Genomic DNA, 16141 nt, shown 5'->3' on the forward strand with positions numbered 1-16141 from the left:
AACATATTGCACTTAGCCAGATATTAACCACATTAGCTTACGTCGAACACTATGGCGAAGCGAGATATTTTAATGGATCAGAAATCAGGCGTTGGCCTTGTCCAGCAAGCTGCTGCGATAAGTGCTTCGAGCGCTTATATATCTGATGATCTCGCTGCAGCTTTATTTCCCAAGTCTGACGTAATTTTATCAGACCGGATGCTGTCTAATGGCCGCCAATATCTGCGGGCTATCGTGCAGGATATTGAGGCTGAGATATGCCTGATCGCAGCCAAAGACTTCGGTTTGACGCATGACACGATCATCGAGATAGGCAATAGCAGCAGAGGTCATAGCTATGGGCTTCTTCAAAAGGCGGGCCTTCTGGAAAGCAAACCACTGCTTGATCACGTTTTCGTGAGCGTACAGCGGGTGGAGCTAGGGGCGCGACTTGCGCAGAAAATATCGCAAGCAGATCTGGAAACGGTCTGGACGCGCCACCTTGATAATGAGGATTCTGCAGTTGCAGATGCCGCAATGGCTCTTCTTGTCGCGCAAAGCCGGGACAATGCAGGCCCAGGATCAATTCATGCTCATATCGACAATCTTCCCGCCGATATAATATTCGCACTGACATGGCCAATCGTTGCGGCATTGCAAAAACTGTCAGGTTATGATGGACCGGAACTCGCCAAGGCCGCTGAAAGACTGCTTGGTAGTCATGATGAAGGCGCGGCGACGCAAAACCGGGCAAGGCGGTTGGCACAGCTTGTCGACCCACTGGAGGAAGGTTCAGAGAACCTGCATCCTTTACATGATGGTCTGGACCTGTTTCTCGCGCGTCTGGCAGGTCGCTCGGATTTATCGGTTGATCAACTCATCCGATTTACCGCTGAGCCAAATATGATACGTCTCGTCTTGACGATGCGTGCGGTTAACCTGACTACAGAACAGGCATTGTCGATATTCGGAAGTCTGGACGGCAGCGGTCAATTGCTTACGCCGGCATCCTACAATGACATCGACGGTGAAAAGGCTTCAGATCTGGTCATAAATTGGTCAGGTAACTCGCTTTATCAAGATGCTCAACGCTTCTTGAACAGCTATGATTCAGGCGTTTCGGACTGATGACTGTTTCCGGCAATCTGGCTGAGCCCGTGCGCGGGCAGCTAGACAGTGATGGCCGCTTGATCGCGGCCGATCCATTGTTGCTGCGTCTGCATTTGCATTGCGGTGGTTATGAAGGTGGACCATTGGCGGTTCCGCAACTTTCAAACCTGTGCCGCTTGAGCCGGCAACTGAATATGAATCTCTCGCGTCCAGTGCAGGCAGCAGATGATGATAATTTGATCAATATGTGGGTTGAGACCCGTCTTCATCGTGGAGAGAATGACGGGAATATTGCGATCAGCATCATTGATTGGAAAGAAACGCCTGTGCCCTCGAACAGTGGTGCGTCTTTGGGCCGTCAAAGGGACTTCGATCGCTTGAACGGACGTGGGTCCATACGGACCGATGCTTCATTGCGGATCATGGCGCTATCGTTGCCGGATGACCTTGATGCGGTCGAAAAATATATCGGCCAGTCGTTGCTCGATGTCGTAGATTTTATTGCGCCATCCAAGCAGAGTGTGTTGATTGAATCGATCTCGGAACGACAGCCAGTGCGCGGCCAAAATGTCCGTCAGAAATATGGTAAGAAATTACACTATATTCTATCGGGTCAGCCTCTGATCGACAATGAGGGCCTGTTCTCTGGCTATCGGTTCTCTCTGGAACTGGATGAAAATGAAGCCACTGGGGATATTCTTGACGAACCCGGATCGAGCATTCCCAAAAATGAGCTGATCAGTGATTCTCTGTTCGGTTCGCAACTGGGCCCCGCTTTGCGGCAGCCTCTGGGCAAGATTATCGCCAATGCCGAGACCATCGGCAGTCGTTTGGAAGGTCCGCTGCGCGGCGACTATTCCGACTATGCCAAGGATATTGCGTCCGCTGGTCGCCATTTAATGGATCTGGTCAATGATCTGTCAGATCTGGAAGCGATTCAACGCACGGGTTTTTCGGTTGCGGCAGACGATATTGACCTAGTTGATCTGTGCCACCGCGCTGCCGGACTATTGGCGGTGAAGGCCGCTGACCACCAGATCAGAATTGATTTGCCCGACAAGGATATCGAAATGCCGGTTAGGGGCGAATTTCGCAGAGTATTGCAAATATTGGTCAATCTGATTGGCAACGCCATTCGCTATTCACCTGATGGTTCCGTGATCAAATTGCAGGTGGTGCAAGACGGCGAATATTCTGCGATTACCGTGCGCGATCAAGGTGCCGGTATTGCGGAAGATGATCATCAGCGTATCTTTGAGAAGTTTGAAAGGCTCGGCCGTTCCGGCGATGGCGGTAGCGGCCTTGGCCTGTTCATCTCGCGCCGTCTGGCCAACGCGATGGACGGAAGTCTGTCGGTCGAAAGCGCTGTTGGCAAAGGTTCGACATTTAAGCTCAGTCTACCTTCACGGGCCGTTTAGACACAAAAAAGGGAGCGATGAAGCTCCCTTTTTCTAACTCGTGATTGTCCAGATTACCGCTGACCAATTTCCACATAGTCGCGCTGCGTGGGGCCTGTATAAAGCTGGCGTGGACGTCCTATGACCTGACCGGGATCAGAAATCATTTCGTTCCACTGGGCAACCCAGCCAACGGTCCGGGCCAGCGCGAACAGCGCAGTAAACATAGAGGTTGGGAAGCCAATTGCTGACAGAATGATGCCGGAATAGAAATCGACATTCGGGAATAGCTTCTTCTCTTTGAAATAGTCATCATTCAGAGCCATTTCTTCGAGTTGCAATGCAACGTCAAAGACAGGATCATTGACCTTCAGGGCATCGAAGACTTCACGTACGGTCTTTTGCATGACCGTCGCGCGTGGGTCGTGATTTTTGTAAACACGATGACCAAAGCCCATAAGGCGGAAGGGGTCATTTTTGTCTTTAGCGCGGGCAATATATTCAGGAATGCGATCCGGATGGCCGATTTCATGCAGCATATTGAGCGCCGCTTCATTGGCGCCGCCATGGGCAGGGCCCCAGAGACAGGCAATGCCGGCTGCGATGCAGGCAAAAGGATTGGCACCGGAAGAACCGGCAAGCCGTACGGTTGATGTTGAAGCATTTTGCTCGTGGTCGGCATGGAGGATGAAAATCCGGTCCATTGCTTTTTCAACCGCAGGAACAACTTCATAGGGTTCCGCAGGAACGCCAAAGGTCATGCGCAGGAAATTGCCGGTGTAGGACAGGCTATTGTCCGGATGCATGAAGGGTTGGCCGACGGCATATTTATAAGCCATTGCCGCAATAGTAGGCATTTTTGCGATCAACCGGTGACTGGCGATCATCCGCTGTTCGGGATCACTGATATCCGTGCTGTCGTGATAGAAAGCGGAAAGAGCGCCTACGACACCGCACATGATCGCCATCGGATGCGCATCACGGCGGAACCCGTTATAAAAAGTGGAAAACTGATCATGCAACATGGTGTGGCGTGTGATCGTGTTGGTGAATTCGGCATATTCGTCTGCCGATGGAAGTTCGCCGCGCAAGAGCAGGTGAGCAACTTCCATGAAACTGCTTTTTTCAGCCAGCTGACCGATGGGATAGCCACGATGCAGCAATACACCTTCACCGCCGTCGATAAAGGTCAGCTCTGATTCACAGCTCGCCGTTGATTTAAAACCCGGATCGTAAGTGAAGGCACCAGTTTGGCCGTAAAGTTTCCGAATATCTACGACATCCGGTCCTTCCGTGCCCTGCATAACGGGAAATTCGTAATTTTCGCCGCCTAGGTTGAATGATGCGCTATTGTTGCCCACAATATTGTCCTTTCTGCTCCTGAGAAATTCAGGTTATTTTATCTGATCTGCAAGACGACCCAATGACTCTTCCTTGCCCAAGAGTATCAGAACGTCAAAAATTCCGGGTGAACTGGTACTTCCTGTTAAGGCCGCCCGCATAGGTTGTGCAAGCTTTCCTAACCCCAATTCGGCGGCTTCCGCTATCGCTTTTACCCGATCCTCAGTGCTCTCGATCGTCCAGTCGTCAAGGTCGGTCAAGGTAGAATGAATCGATTCAAGCAGTTGCCGTGCGTCAGCATCTAGCAGAGATTGTGCCTTCTCGTCGAGGTCAAGTGGTCGTTTTTTATAGAGAAAAAGGCTATTATTAGCCAATTCGATAAGGTTTTTCGCCCGGCTCTTCAAAACCGGCATTGCTTGCGCGAGCAATTCGGCTTCGGCGGGTGCCAGTTTCGTGCCCAATTCCTCCTCGATCAAAGGGGAAGTCAGCAATACAAGTCCGTTGTCATCTGCTTCACGAATATATTGACCATTTAAGTTCTGGAGCTTTTTTGCATCAAAGCGCGAGGGGGATTTCCCAACGCCGGACAGCCCAAACCATTCTATTGCCTGTTCGCGGGAGATAATTTCGTCATCGCCATGACCCCAGCCCAAACGAAGCAGATAATTGAACATCGCGTCAGACATGATGCCCATATCGCGATAGGCCTCCACGCCCAATGCGCCATGCCGCTTGGAAAGCTTGGCGCCATCATTGCCGTGGATGAGCGGAATATGAGCATAGGTCGGCTCTTTCCAGCCCATTGCGCGGATCATCGCGAGTTGCCGAAAGGCATTGTTGAGATGGTCGTCACCGCGGATCAGATGGGTCACGCCCATATCATGATCATCCACGACCACGGCCAGCATATAGGTAGGCGTGCCGTCGGAGCGGAGGAGAATGAAGTCGTCAATCTCGCTGTTCTGAACCGAAACCTCTCCCTGAACCGCATCTGTGACGGTCATCTTGCCACCGGTTTCCGTCTTTAGTCGGATGACATAAGGCGCGCCTTCCGGAGCTTCGGACGGATCGCGATCCCGCCAACGCCCGTCATAGCGCATCGGCTTCTTTTCTGCCTTTTGCTGTTCGCGCATGGCGGTCAATTCTTCCGGCGTCGCGAAACATTTATAGGCATTGCCAGCCGCAAGCAGTTCATGCGCGACTTCCGCATGGCGGGCGGCGCGTTCGGATTGAAAAACTGGCTCGTCATCCCAGTCAAGACCCAGCCAATCAAGTCCTTCCAATATCGCGTCAATCGCTTCCTGCGTGGATCGCGCCTTGTCTGTATCTTCAATTCTGAGCAGCGCCTTGCCGCCATGATGCCGGGCGAACAGCCAGTTGAACATGGCGGTGCGCGCGCCGCCAATATGCAAGAACCCGGTCGGGGAAGGCGCAAAGCGCGTGACGACTTGTTCTGATTTATTAAGATTCACGCTTGGTGTTTCCCTGTGTTAGGCAAAAATAATGCAGAGTGGCGTTGATCCGAATAGCTCTTGCGTAACGCCCGATAATATCGGTATGACCACCATTTCCGGTTCGATTGGCAAGGCCCTTAGCATGCCGTTTCGCGCACGACAATTGCCTGAATATATTAGAAATTGGCAATTTTTCACGCGTCTGGAAGTTCAGCTTGAAAAAGAACGCGACCGGCTAGCCTTGTGGGTGCCGGTCGGTGTCGGGACGGGAATCGCGGTCTGGTTCATTCTCGCCAACATTGCTCTTTGGACCGCATTTATCGCGCTTTCCGTTGGATTGGCCTTAAGTGTCAAAGCGGGGGATCGCGGGCAACGCCTCAGTAGCGCATTTTCCTGGTTTATGATCTTATTGGCTGTCGGCTGTGCCGTCATGTGGTTGCGTTCATGGGCAGTGGCATCGCCAGTATTGGATCGTCCAACCGTGACCTCCTTTTATGCAGAGGTTGAAAAGGTGGAGGTGGTCAGTGCCCGCGACATTGTCCGGTTGACTCTGAAAACTCACGAAAAGCAGAAATTGCCGCCGCGCGTGCGTGTAAATATACCCATCGACAGGGCCGTTGTTGATTTGCAGGCTGGCACGGTTATCCAACTGCGCGCGCGGTTAATGCCACCAGCGATGTCCAGCCTCCCTGGCGCTTATGATTTTTCTCGACGTGCATGGTTCATGGGACTGGGGGCTACCGGCCAACTGTTGGGAGAAATCCGCGTCGTTCAACCAGTAGAACCCTCATGGGGACCGTTTTCGGCGATGCCGGAATATCGTCAGAAGCTATCCCATCATGTCCAATCTCGCATGGCGGGCGGGGCAGGGGCCATTGGTGCAACTTTGGCCACAGGCGATCGCGGAGCGATCAGCGATGAAGATGCAGAGGCCATGCGGCGCAGCGGTTTGGCGCACCTGCTTTCGATCAGCGGGCTGCATGTGACAGCTGTTGTCGGCGCGGTCTATCTGTTGGTCTTGCGTTTGCTTGCACTGTTCCCGCCGTTGGTGCTCCGCTACCGATTGCCGATTATTGCCGCCGGCTTCGCGGCAATTGCGGCTTTGTCCTATACGTTGATGACGGGTGCACAGGTGCCAACGATAAGAGCGTGCGTTGCTGCATTGTTGGTCTTGATGGCGCTAATGTTGGGACGCAATGCAATCACGCTGCGTATGGTTGCTGCGGGCGCTCTGTTTGTGTTGATCGTTTGGCCGGAATCTCTTGTCGGTCCAAGCTTTCAGCTCAGCTTCGCGGCAGTCACCGCGATTATTGCGATGCACGAACATCCTAAGATTCAGGCATTATTTGCCCGGCGAGAGGAAGGCATTGTCAAGCGATTGGGGCGGATCATTTTGGCGCTTTTCCTTACCGGTTTGGTCGTCGAGCTGGCATTGATGCCTATCGCTTTGTTTCATTTCCACAAAGCAGGCATTTACGGCGCGCTGGCCAATATCGTCGCTATTCCCCTGACAACATTTGTGATTATGCCGTTGGAGGCATTGGCGCTTCTACTTGATACAGTCGGTCTTGGGGCACCGTTCTGGTGGTTATGTGAGAAAGCATTGGGCAGCCTTTTGCTGTTGGCACATTTTGTCTCCAGTCGTCCGGGGTCAGTGACAATGTTGCCAACCATGCCGTTGACCGCATTCGGGTTGGTAATTGCAGGTGGTTTGTGGCTGTGCCTGTGGGGTCAGCGTTGGCGAATCTGGGGCTTGGCGCCGGTTTGTCTTGGCATAGTCATCATAGCAACAACCCGCGCTCCTGATCTCTATATTACTAGCGATGGTCGTCATGTCGGTATCCGGAATGATGCAGGAGAGCTGGCGATGCTCCGTACGCGCAGTGGTGATTTTGTACGCAATATGCTGCTGGAAAATGCGGGAATTGACGGGGAAACAACAGCATTGGAAGATTGGCCCAACGCGCATTGCAACAGCGATAGCTGCACCATCACTATGGCAATTGGCGATAGAGATTGGGTGATCGTTGCGACGCGCAGTTCCTACTATATTCCAGCCATGGCATTGTCAGCGGCCTGCCGCCATGCCGATATTGTGATTAGCGAGCGGCGTCTTCCTGACAGTTGTCAGCCCCGCTGGCTCAAGGCGGATCGCCGTTTATTGAGCCAGGTTGGGGGAATGACGATAGATCTGGAAAACCAGAAGATTGCAACCGTTCTAGGTCGTTCCGGACGTCACCAGTGGATGCGCTTTGCAGAGCCGAAAAATCAGCACTCGAATGGGGTAGATCCCAAACAATCTGGTGAAATCAAAAACCGCCCGGAATAAGATTACGCTTAATTATAGCGCCGCAACAGTCCTGCCATTTTACCCTGTATCCGCACCTCACCAGCGCCAAAAATCTGCGGTTCATAAGCGGGGTTTGCAGGATCAAGGCGAACCTGCCCGTCATCTTTGAACAGATATTTGAGCGTGGCTTCCTCATCATGAACCAGCGCAACGACTATCTCACCATTACGGGCTGTTTCCGTGCGCTGGATAAGCGCATAGTCACCGTCCAAGATGCCCGCTTCAATCATCGAATCGCCCGATACTTCCAAGGCATAATGCTCGCCAGAGCCGAGCAGAGCCGCAGGGACACTGAGGGCCGACTGACCTTCAAGGGCTTCGATGGGAACACCGGCAGCAATTTTGCCATGCAACGGAATTTCGATCACATCATTGGCGGCAACTGGAATTTCTTTCATCGGTGCAGAGGGCGCTCGCTCAGGAGCTATGCTGACGACATTGGGCGCCACGGGTTTTGAAGTGCCGCCTTCCGGGAGTTTGGTCACTTCCAGTGCCCGTGCCCGGTTAGGGAGACGCCGTAAAAAGCCACGTTCTTCCAAGGCGCTGATCAACCGATGAACGCCGGATTTCGACTTCAGGCCCAATGCGTCCTTCATTTCTTCAAAAGAGGGGGATACGCCTGATTCTTCCAGGCTGTTATGAATGAAGCACAGCAATTCATGTTGTTTGGGTGTGAGCATATTTCATGTCCTTATCGGGAACGAATAAAGAACAATTATGAAACAAACCGTGCCAAGTCAAGTATTTTAGATAGCGATATAGGAAACCGTGGCGCCGACCGGTTGCTCCGGGCTATGTGCGGGACGAAACAGCAGCGCGTCGGCGGCGGCGAGTATCGAAAGCTTGGCGCTGTCCTGGCTGTCAAACGCGGTAATGCCACCGTCAATAATCTGTGCGCGAAGAAATTCGGCACGCTGACCGGTGGCCGGAAGTATTATATTAGTCTTGGCTGTTTGCATGACAGGCATATATTCTTGCGCGCCGGCCAGATAGCGGATCAGCGGCACCAGAAACAGGGTCGCCGTAACAAAGGCAGAACCCGGATTGCCGGGCAGGGCGAGAACAAGGCTGTTGCCTAGCTTTCCTGCCATGAGTGGTTTGCCCGGTTTCATTGCTATTTTCCAGAAATCCGTTTGACCGCCAAGCCGCTTAAAAGCAGGGGCGACCAGATCATGATCCCCTACCGATGCGCCTCCGATAGTGACGATGACATCACAGTCCCTGGCGCTCTCCAACGCTTCACACAGGCTATCCAGATCGTCTTTTATGCGGCTGATGGAACGGGTCTTTGTCGGTAGCTGAGACAGCATGGCGGCAATCATGACATCATTGCTAGCCGGAATCTGGTGCGGCTTGGTATCCGAGCCTGGAGCAACCAATTCGTCGCCAGTGGACAGGATCGCGACTGTGGGACAGCTGCCAACGCTGAGGTGACCTGAACCAGCAATAACGGCGTGGCCCAGAGCTGCTGCATTGAGTCGGATACCCGCCTTAAGCGCGACATCACCTGCCCTGAAGTCGCCGCCCTGAAAACGGACATGCCGGCCTTTGACGGGAGAAGGATCACTGGTCAGCACAATATGGTCGCCTTCCTGCTCGACATTCTCCTGCATAACGACGGTATCGGCTCCTTCGGGCATCAGGGCGCCGGTGAATATGCGGGCGGCCTGACCCGCCTGAATTGGCGGGCAGGGCGGGCTTCCGGCCTTGCATTCGCCGACTAGCTTCCAGGGTCCGTCTCGATCTTCGAAACGGATGGCATAACCGTCCATGGCAGACATGTCGGCTGCAGGTTGATTGCGACCAGCCATGACGTCTTCGGCAAGATAACGTTCCAGCGCATCGCCTATGGCAATGGTTTCGGAAGGCAAAGCCTGTGCCATGGCAATCAAGCGCTCTTGCGCTTCTTCCAGAGGCAGCAGCGGCTTCATTCGGCGGTCCAGTCTACTGACTTTCCACCGGATTTAGATAATAGGCGAATATCGCTGATCACCATGTCTTTCTGCATGGCTTTGGACATGTCATATACTGTTAAAAGTGCGGTTGAAACAGCTGTTAAAGCTTCCATTTCAACACCAGTCTTGCCGGTCAATCGTGCCATTGCTCGAACCTTGATGCCATCATCCTGATAGTCAAAATCAACTGCAACTTTGCTCAGCGCCAGCGGGTGGCAGAGTGGGATCAGATCGCTGGTTTTCTTTGCCGCCATGATCCCGGCAATGCGGGCGGTCGCCAACACGTCACCCTTTTTCATGCCGTTGGCCTTGATCGCGTCCAACACATCCGAATTCATGCTGATAAAGCCTTCGGCATGCGCCTCGCGCACCGTTTCGTTCTTGGCCGAGATATCGACCATATGGGCCGCGCCGTCGCCATCAATATGCGTGAGTTTGCTCATCTATACCTCATTACCGGTTAGAAGCGCCCGTGTTGCCGCTTCCACATCATCCTGCCGCATTAGCGACTCCCCGACCAGAAAGGTGCGCGCGCCCGATTGCGACAGGCGCTGGCAATCCTCATGCGTGAAAATGCCGCTTTCCGATACCATGATCCGACCATCGGGAACCAGCTTCGACAGGCGCTCGGTTTGTTCAAGGCTAGTCTCGAATGTCTTGAGGTCCCGGTTGTTAATACCCAAAAGCCGCGATTTGAGCTGTAAAGCCCGTTCCAGTTCGATCTCGTCATGGACTTCAATCAGGACATCCATCCCCAATTCATGCGCAGTCGCCTCGATCTCGCTGGCAAGACTATCGTCCAGAGCCGCCATGATGATCAGGATCGCGTCGGCGCCCAGCGCGCGCGACTCTTCAACCTGCCAGGGATCAATCATGAAGTCCTTGCGCAGGCATGGCAGGCCGCATGCTGCCTGTGCCGCGACCAGATACTCGTCGGCACCCTGGAAAAAGGGCATGTCGGTAAGGATAGAAAGACAGGCGGCTCCCCCGGCTTCATAAGCGCGGGCATGAGTTGGTGGATCGAAATCTTCGCGGATCAAACCTTTGGACGGGCTGGCCTTTTTGATTTCAGCGATCAGCGCAAAGCCGGTTGCTGATTTTTCCTCAATCGCTTTGATAAAGCCGCGTGGTCGAGATTGGATGCGCAGCTGATCATGCATGGCAGAGCTGGTGATATTGGCTCTGCGCTTGCGCACATGGCTGCGTTTTTCAGCGCAAATTTCAGTGAGCTTGTTCATCGAGACCCCTCATTGATTGGCGATCCAGCAATTGAGCAAGGCATTTGCAAGCCCCTTGTCAATCGCCTCTGCCGCCTCTTCTGCACCCAATTCCCAGCTATCGACTTCACCGGCGACCATCAATGCGGCAGCGCTGTTAAGCACGACCGCATCCCGATAGGCCGACGGTTCTCCTTGCAGCAAGTCTCTCAAAGCCGCTGCATTATAGGCAGCATCACCGCCCTTTATGGCCTCCGAAACATGGCTTGGCAGGCCTAGATCTTCTGGCATGATCCGCCCGTAATTAATCGAAGATCCCTCAACAATTGCAATTTTCGAAGGTCCGGAGATGCTCAGTTCATCAAGCCCTTCTTCACCCGACACGATCATGACCTTGTCATATCCCAGATGCGCTGCGGCCTCCGCATAGGTTTCCACCAGATCGGGAGTCGCAACCCCAATAAGTTGTCGTTTGACCCGAGCAGGATTGCAAAGCGGTCCCAGCAAATTGAAAATCGTCCGTCGGCCGATCGCTTTGCGAATGGGAGCCAGTGGCCCGAGCGCCGGGTGGTGATTGGGCGCGAAGAAAAAAGCTATTCCGATCTCACGCAAAGATTGCTCGCCACCGGTTGCCGCTTTTACCAGATCAAGGCCCAGAGCTTCGAGTGTATCGGCCGCTCCCGATTTGCTTGATGCGGCGCGGTTGCCGTGTTTGGCCATTGGTATGTCGCATGCGGCGACAACCAGAGCCGTGGCTGTGGATATATTCAGGCTGTGGCTGCCGTCCCCTCCTGTTCCGCAAACATCGATCGCATGAGCGGGCGCATCGACAGGAATCATGCGCGCCCGCATTTCCTGGACTGCAGCGGCAATTTCGGTCGCTGTTTCTCCGCGGTCGGCGAGCTTAACCAGGAAAGCACCGATCGCTTCGCTATCGGCTTTGCCATCTAATATAGCTGCAAAAGCGGCTCGCGCATCGGCTTCGATTAAACTGTTGGCTGGATCTGGTAGGAATGTCATGTTTGCTCCTCTCCTGGAACGCCAGCATCCTGAAGTCGCCGGATCAGGCCATTTTTGTGCGCGTCGTCCTTGAATATTCGGGCGGGCAGAAAATTGAAAAGATGGTCCGAACGATAAAGCAAAACGATTTTATCGTCTGCTCGCCATTTGATCATGTCCGCAAAGGTCAAATGGGCATGTCCCTGTTCGTTGCTCGAATGGAGTTTCTCATCATCCCACCAGCTGGTTGTTTCCAGACGCAGATCCTTCTGCTGATTATAGATTTTCTTGGACAGGCGCGGGACCCACCAAGTCGGAACCAGGACTGACATGACCAGCGCCACAATCCCGGCCCACAAAGTCATGCCAGCGACTAAGCCAATGGCTTTGGTCATATCGTCGAAGCCATCATAGGCTGCCATCGCGATGCCTATGGCCAAACCGAAAAGCAGCAGATAAGCGAACCGCTTCCAACCCATTTGTTTCAGATGCAGTCCATAGGCAGCGCGCAGGTCGTCCTCTGTCGGCGTGAAGATGATTTTTTCGGTCATGCGATCTGTTTTGGTGTCATCCCAGCCAGTGTCATGAAATTGGCGAGCAAGTCATGGCCATATTCGGTGGCGATGCTTTCAGGGTGAAATTGAACACCATGAATGGGCAAGCTTTCATGACGGAAACCCATGACAGACCCATCTTCGGCAGTGGCATTGACCGGCAGGCATTCCGGAATATCCTCGACAATCAGCGAGTGATAGCGTGTGGCCGTATATGGTGAAGGCAGTCCTTTAAACACACCGCTATTGTCATGGGTTACCGGAGATGTTTTTCCGTGCATCAAACCACCGCGAACCACTTTTCCGCCAAAATGCTGGCCAATGCTTTGATGACCTAAACACACACCAAGCAACGGTTTTTCGGCATCGGCACAGGCCGAGACCAGATCCAGAGATATGCCGGCTTCATTGGGCGTGCAGGGGCCAGGCGAAATCAGAAACGCGTCAGCCCCGGTTGCCAGCGCTTCGGTCGCACTCAGCGCATCGTTACGCTCGACTTGAACCTTCGCCCCCAGCTCCATCAGATAATGGACCAGATTGAAGGTGAAGCTGTCATAATTGTCGATAACCAAAATCATGAAACGCTGCCTAATGACAAAAGGACCGCAGGCCAAGTTTTTCCGATGCCTATCAAGCAGATCGTTTGACGGAGGCAGTCGGAATGTTATGCAGGGGCGAGGGGAGATAAATCAATGGGTCAGCCAGTTACGGTATCCATAGCACATAAACTGGGGGTTGCGGAGGCCCGCAGCCGCATTGGTAACGGGGTGCACACATTAGGCGAATCTGTCCCCGGCGCGACCGTGACCGACCATCACTGGGATGGCGATACCATGCACTGCACTCTGGAAGCGATGGGCCAGCGCATTGGCGGAGAAATGCAGGTTCGAGAAGACGAAGTATATGCCATTTTCGATCTGCCGCCATTGCTCGCGCTGTTTGCCAACAAGATTAAGGAAAAGCTTCAGAAGGAAGCTCCGAAAATGCTGGAATAGAAGTATTACAACTGACGATTTTGAAAATTGTCAAAACGTGCCAATAATATAAAAAGCAAAATAGGATGAGGGGATAGAATATGGTCCGTACAATAGCAGCAAGCATGGCCTTAATGGCGTCCGCATTGGTTGTGCCGCAGGCGGCACAAGCTGAGTCCAAGGCAGCAGAAACAGACGTCATGCCGATGCCGGAGTTGACAATTTACCATCTCGAGGGGCGGCGCTCGGAACGTGTTGTCTGGTTGATGGAAGAACTCCGACTTCCCTATAAGCTTGAATATGTGCGTGGTGACTTACGTGCGTCTATGGCCAAAGTGCACAGCCTTGGTCACGAAATGCCGATGGTGCCGACGGTAGTTATCGGTGATCAGATTCTGGTGGAATCAGGTGCGATACTTCAGACAATCCAGAACCGATATGCACCAGGCAAATTGGCTCCGGCACGCGACAGCAAATATTATGCGGAACATCTTATGTGGATGCACTACGCCGAAGGATCGCTTGCTGCCCGGTTGTTCAGCGATTATCGGGCTTGGAGAACAACGCCGCCGACTGTCAGATCCAGATTTGTCGATAGCGAGGCAGTGGTCCAGTATTCAGAAAACTATCTGGCAAAAAACCCGTGGTTTGGTGGTCCGGAATTTTCTTCGGCCGACATCATGATGATGTTCCCGCTTAACGTTGCGACGGGTTTGAACCTTGTTGACGAGAAGAAATTCCCGAACATCGCGGCGTGGAAAGAGAAAATCCGCGCCCGTCCGGCCTATAAGCGCATGCTGGCTGCGGCTCGTCCTGATGGTATGATCGGCAATCTGCCGCCGGTCAGTCAACGTCCGCCCTCGGAGCGCAAATAACGCCAGCTCTGGGACGGGGATTTCGCTGCACCAGGGATTTGTTCTACTTTTGGAGGAGTCCTATCTGTTTTCTGGGAGGGGTTTGAGATGGCTATTTCGGAGACAGAATTGCGCGATTTGGTGCTAGCGCTGGATGGCGTCACCGAAAAACCGCATTTTGATCGGGCAGCATTTAAGGTGAAGCGAAATTTTGCGACATTGGCTCCAGACAAATCGACAGTGAATCTGCTGCTGCTTCCTGAAGAACAAGAGCTTCGATGCGAGCTTCATCCTGATGGTTTCACGCCAGTGCCAAACAAATGGGGCGAACGGGGCTGGACGATCATGTCTCTGGACGGCGTCGACATTGACGTGGCAAGTTCGGCAATAGAGGCGGCTTGGTTGAACGGGAAATGACAGGCCTATTGCCCAAACCCAATGTCTTGTGCACGTCGCACGGCCTCTTTCGCTGCTGCTAGCAACGCGCCGGATTTAGCTTCGCATTCACGTTGCTCATAGGCCGGATCGCTATCCGCTACGATGCCGGCTCCTGCCTGGACATGCAGGGTACCATCCTTGACGATGCCCGTGCGCAGGACGATGCAGCTGTCCATGCTGCCATCGGGAGAGAAATAGCCTACACCGCCGGCATAAGCGCCGCGCGTTTCCGGCTCCAGTTCCGCAATTATCTCGCACGCCCGGACTTTCGGCGCGCCGCTTACTGTGCCGGCAGGGAAGCCCGCAAACAAAGCGTCGAGTGCGTCCTTGTCCGGAGTCAGCTTGCCGACAACATTGGAAACAATATGCATGACATGGCTGTAAAACTCGACCGTGTAGCTATCCGTCACTTCGACGCTATTGGCCGAGCTGACTCGTCCTACATCATTGCGGCCAAGATCTAGCAGCATCAAATGCTCCGCACGCTCTTTCGGATCGGCGAGCAGGCTGTCGCGGTTGATTTTGTCTTCGGCTGCATTGACTCCGCGAGGGCGGGTGCCAGCAATCGGACGGATAGTCACCTCGCCATTGCGGGCACGGACCAGAATTTCGGGACTGGATCCGATCAGGGCAAATCCGGGCAGATCCAGGAAGAACAGGAAAGGTGAGGGGTTTATCCGGCGAAGAGCGCGATAAAGTTCAACCGGCGGCAAGGCAAATGGCGCGGTGAATCGTTGTGCAAGAACGACCTGAAAAATATCTCCAGCTTCGATATAGTCTTTGGCGCTCAGCACCATATTTTCATATTGGTTGGGCGGCAACTTGGCTTCGAAAGCTAGATCATCAGGATTGAGGTTTTGGGGCTCCGCTTCCGACGAGGGAACTGGGGTCGCCATTTGTCGTTCGACCTCGTCCAGCCGATCTTCGGCGCTGGTGATCTTGCTGCGCGCATTGCCGGAAGTTTCAGGCCAGACCGGCGCGACAAGATACATTTCATCTGCCAGTCGGTCGAAGATCACGATCACCGTGGGCCGGACAAACAGCATATCTGGCAGGTCGAGTTCAGACTGCGGCGCTCGTGGCAATTTTTCGACCAAGCCAATAGTCTCGTAACCGAAATAACCGACCAGGCAGGCCAGCGCGCTGGGCAGGCCATCCGGCACATCCATTTGGCACCGCTTGACCAGCGTGCGCAAGGCATCAAGGCTTTCGGCTTGCTCATCGACAAAGGCTTCACGGTCGGTCAACCAATGCGAATTGATAGCGGCTTTCCTGCCATCGGCGCGGAACACGAGATCAGGCGAAAGGCCAATCAGGCTGTGTCTTCCCCGGGTTTCGCCACCCTCGACCGACTCCAGCAGAAAATCGCCACGCTCGGCGACCATGAGCTTCAGCGCGGCCGAAACAGGGGTTTCGGTATCGGCCACCTGTTTGCGCCAGATCAGCGCTGGCTTTCCCGCACCCAAGGCTTGTTCTGCGGTCTCTATACCGAAACTATGCGCCATCAGTCTGGAACGGG

Annotated in this window: 16 protein-coding genes; 6 read left to right on the forward strand and 10 right to left on the reverse strand. The window is 53.7% G+C overall.

From position 1 onward, the window contains the following. Positions 1–72 precede the first annotated feature (72 nt). Positions 73–1107, forward strand: coding sequence for a hypothetical protein (locus DG177_RS01610; protein WP_108809885.1), 1035 nt, complete (start codon positions 73–75; stop codon positions 1105–1107). After that, complete coding sequence (locus tag DG177_RS01615) at positions 1107–2507, forward strand: ATP-binding protein (RefSeq protein ID WP_108809886.1); 1401 nt, start codon at positions 1107–1109, stop codon at positions 2505–2507. The genes DG177_RS01610 and DG177_RS01615 overlap by 1 nt, the downstream gene beginning before the upstream one ends. Positions 2508–2560: 53 nt before the next feature. Here DG177_RS01615 and DG177_RS01620 read toward each other — a convergent pair whose 3' ends face one another. Together DG177_RS01620 and gltX are read right to left on the reverse strand one after the other, a co-directional pair. Then, entirely contained in the window at positions 2561–3847 is a 1287-nt protein-coding gene (locus tag DG177_RS01620; protein ID WP_108809887.1) for a citrate synthase, read from the reverse strand. 33 nt (positions 3848–3880) lie between these two features. Beyond that, entirely contained in the window at positions 3881–5299 is a 1419-nt protein-coding gene (gene gltX / locus DG177_RS01625) for a glutamate--tRNA ligase (protein ID WP_108809888.1), read from the reverse strand. Positions 5300–5330: 31 nt separating this feature from the next. On the opposite strand from gltX, the gene DG177_RS01630 reads away from it, so the two are divergent. Next, positions 5331–7610 carry a ComEC/Rec2 family competence protein gene (locus tag DG177_RS01630; protein ID WP_337658429.1) on the forward strand — a complete coding sequence of 760 codons (2280 nt, stop codon included), beginning with the start codon at positions 5331–5333 and terminating at the stop codon, positions 7608–7610. Between the two features lie 8 nt (positions 7611–7618). On the opposite strand, the gene lexA is transcribed toward DG177_RS01630, so the two are convergent. The 7 genes from lexA to DG177_RS01665 form a co-directional block, all read right to left on the reverse strand. After that, positions 7619–8311: a transcriptional repressor LexA gene (lexA, locus tag DG177_RS01635; protein WP_108809889.1), complete on the reverse strand. Its 693-nt coding sequence runs from the start codon at positions 8309–8311 to the stop codon at positions 7619–7621. 66 nt (positions 8312–8377) lie between these two features. Continuing rightward, positions 8378–9562, reverse strand: coding sequence for a molybdopterin-binding protein (locus tag DG177_RS01640; RefSeq protein ID WP_108809890.1), 1185 nt, complete (start codon positions 9560–9562; stop codon positions 8378–8380). After that, entirely contained in the window at positions 9559–10029 is a 471-nt protein-coding gene (gene moaC, locus DG177_RS01645; protein ID WP_108809891.1) for a cyclic pyranopterin monophosphate synthase MoaC, read from the reverse strand. Before moaC ends, DG177_RS01640 begins: the two co-directional genes overlap by 4 nt. Then, positions 10030–10824 carry an indole-3-glycerol phosphate synthase TrpC gene (trpC, locus tag DG177_RS01650; RefSeq protein WP_108809892.1) on the reverse strand — a complete coding sequence of 265 codons (795 nt, stop codon included), beginning with the start codon at positions 10822–10824 and terminating at the stop codon, positions 10030–10032. 9 nt (positions 10825–10833) lie between these two features. After that, on the reverse strand, positions 10834–11823 hold the full coding sequence (trpD, locus tag DG177_RS01655) for an anthranilate phosphoribosyltransferase (protein ID WP_108809893.1): 990 nt from the start codon (positions 11821–11823) through the stop codon (positions 10834–10836). Beyond that, a complete protein-coding gene (locus tag DG177_RS01660) occupies positions 11820–12353 on the reverse strand; it encodes a YcxB family protein (RefSeq protein WP_108809894.1) in 534 nt (177 codons plus the stop codon). Before DG177_RS01660 ends, trpD begins: the two co-directional genes overlap by 4 nt. After that, the gene (locus tag DG177_RS01665) at positions 12350–12934 is read right to left on the reverse strand and encodes a glutamine amidotransferase-related protein (protein ID WP_108812722.1); all 585 of its coding nucleotides are present in this window, start codon (positions 12932–12934) and stop codon (positions 12350–12352) included. Before DG177_RS01665 ends, DG177_RS01660 begins: the two co-directional genes overlap by 4 nt. Positions 12935–13048: 114 nt before the next feature. Here DG177_RS01665 and DG177_RS01670 point away from each other — a divergent pair, with 114 nt between their 5' ends. The 3 genes from DG177_RS01670 to DG177_RS01680 all read left to right on the forward strand — a co-directional run bounded on the left by DG177_RS01670 (position 13049) and on the right by DG177_RS01680 (position 14601). Further along, positions 13049–13351 (forward strand): polyhydroxyalkanoic acid system family protein, encoded by a 303-nt coding sequence (locus DG177_RS01670; RefSeq protein WP_108809895.1) that lies wholly within the window; start codon positions 13049–13051, stop codon positions 13349–13351. 80 nt (positions 13352–13431) lie between these two features. Further along, positions 13432–14205 (forward strand): glutathione binding-like protein, encoded by a 774-nt coding sequence (locus DG177_RS01675; protein WP_108809896.1) that lies wholly within the window; start codon positions 13432–13434, stop codon positions 14203–14205. 87 nt (positions 14206–14292) lie between these two features. Next, complete coding sequence (locus DG177_RS01680; protein WP_108809897.1) at positions 14293–14601, forward strand: MmcQ/YjbR family DNA-binding protein; 309 nt, start codon at positions 14293–14295, stop codon at positions 14599–14601. Positions 14602–14606: 5 nt separating this feature from the next. On the opposite strand, the gene trpE is transcribed toward DG177_RS01680, so the two are convergent. Then, positions 14607–16127 carry an anthranilate synthase component I gene (gene trpE, locus DG177_RS01685; protein WP_108809898.1) on the reverse strand — a complete coding sequence of 507 codons (1521 nt, stop codon included), beginning with the start codon at positions 16125–16127 and terminating at the stop codon, positions 14607–14609. Positions 16128–16141: the final 14 nt, after the last annotated feature.

It is taken from the genome of Sphingorhabdus sp. Alg231-15, assembly GCF_900149705.1.
In the GTDB taxonomy this organism is placed as follows: domain Bacteria; phylum Pseudomonadota; class Alphaproteobacteria; order Sphingomonadales; family Sphingomonadaceae; genus Parasphingorhabdus.

Bases quoted from the DNA above. Each gene is read 5' to 3' on its own strand.
- DG177_RS01630 (WP_337658429.1), top strand. From the start codon at position 5,331: ATGCAGAGTGGCGTTGATCCGAATAGCTCTTGCGTAACGCCCGATAAT.
- DG177_RS01610 (WP_108809885.1), top strand. From the start codon at position 73: ATGGATCAGAAATCAGGCGTTGGCCTTGTCCAGCAAGCTGCTGCGATA.
- DG177_RS01640 (WP_108809890.1), bottom strand. From the start codon at position 9,562: ATGAAGCCGCTGCTGCCTCTGGAAGAAGCGCAAGAGCGCTTGATTGCC.
- lexA (WP_108809889.1), bottom strand. From the start codon at position 8,311: ATGCTCACACCCAAACAACATGAATTGCTGTGCTTCATTCATAACAGC.
- trpD (WP_108809893.1), bottom strand. From the start codon at position 11,823: ATGACATTCCTACCAGATCCAGCCAACAGTTTAATCGAAGCCGATGCG.
- trpE (WP_108809898.1), bottom strand. From the start codon at position 16,127: ATGGCGCATAGTTTCGGTATAGAGACCGCAGAACAAGCCTTGGGTGCG.
- trpC (WP_108809892.1), bottom strand. From the start codon at position 10,824: ATGAACAAGCTCACTGAAATTTGCGCTGAAAAACGCAGCCATGTGCGC.
- DG177_RS01660 (WP_108809894.1), bottom strand. From the start codon at position 12,353: ATGACCGAAAAAATCATCTTCACGCCGACAGAGGACGACCTGCGCGCT.
- DG177_RS01675 (WP_108809896.1), top strand. From the start codon at position 13,432: ATGGTCCGTACAATAGCAGCAAGCATGGCCTTAATGGCGTCCGCATTG.
- DG177_RS01670 (WP_108809895.1), top strand. From the start codon at position 13,049: ATGGGTCAGCCAGTTACGGTATCCATAGCACATAAACTGGGGGTTGCG.
- DG177_RS01615 (WP_108809886.1), top strand. From the start codon at position 1,107: ATGACTGTTTCCGGCAATCTGGCTGAGCCCGTGCGCGGGCAGCTAGAC.
- DG177_RS01680 (WP_108809897.1), top strand. From the start codon at position 14,293: ATGGCTATTTCGGAGACAGAATTGCGCGATTTGGTGCTAGCGCTGGAT.
- moaC (WP_108809891.1), bottom strand. From the start codon at position 10,029: ATGAGCAAACTCACGCATATTGATGGCGACGGCGCGGCCCATATGGTC.
- DG177_RS01665 (WP_108812722.1), bottom strand. From the start codon at position 12,934: ATGATTTTGGTTATCGACAATTATGACAGCTTCACCTTCAATCTGGTC.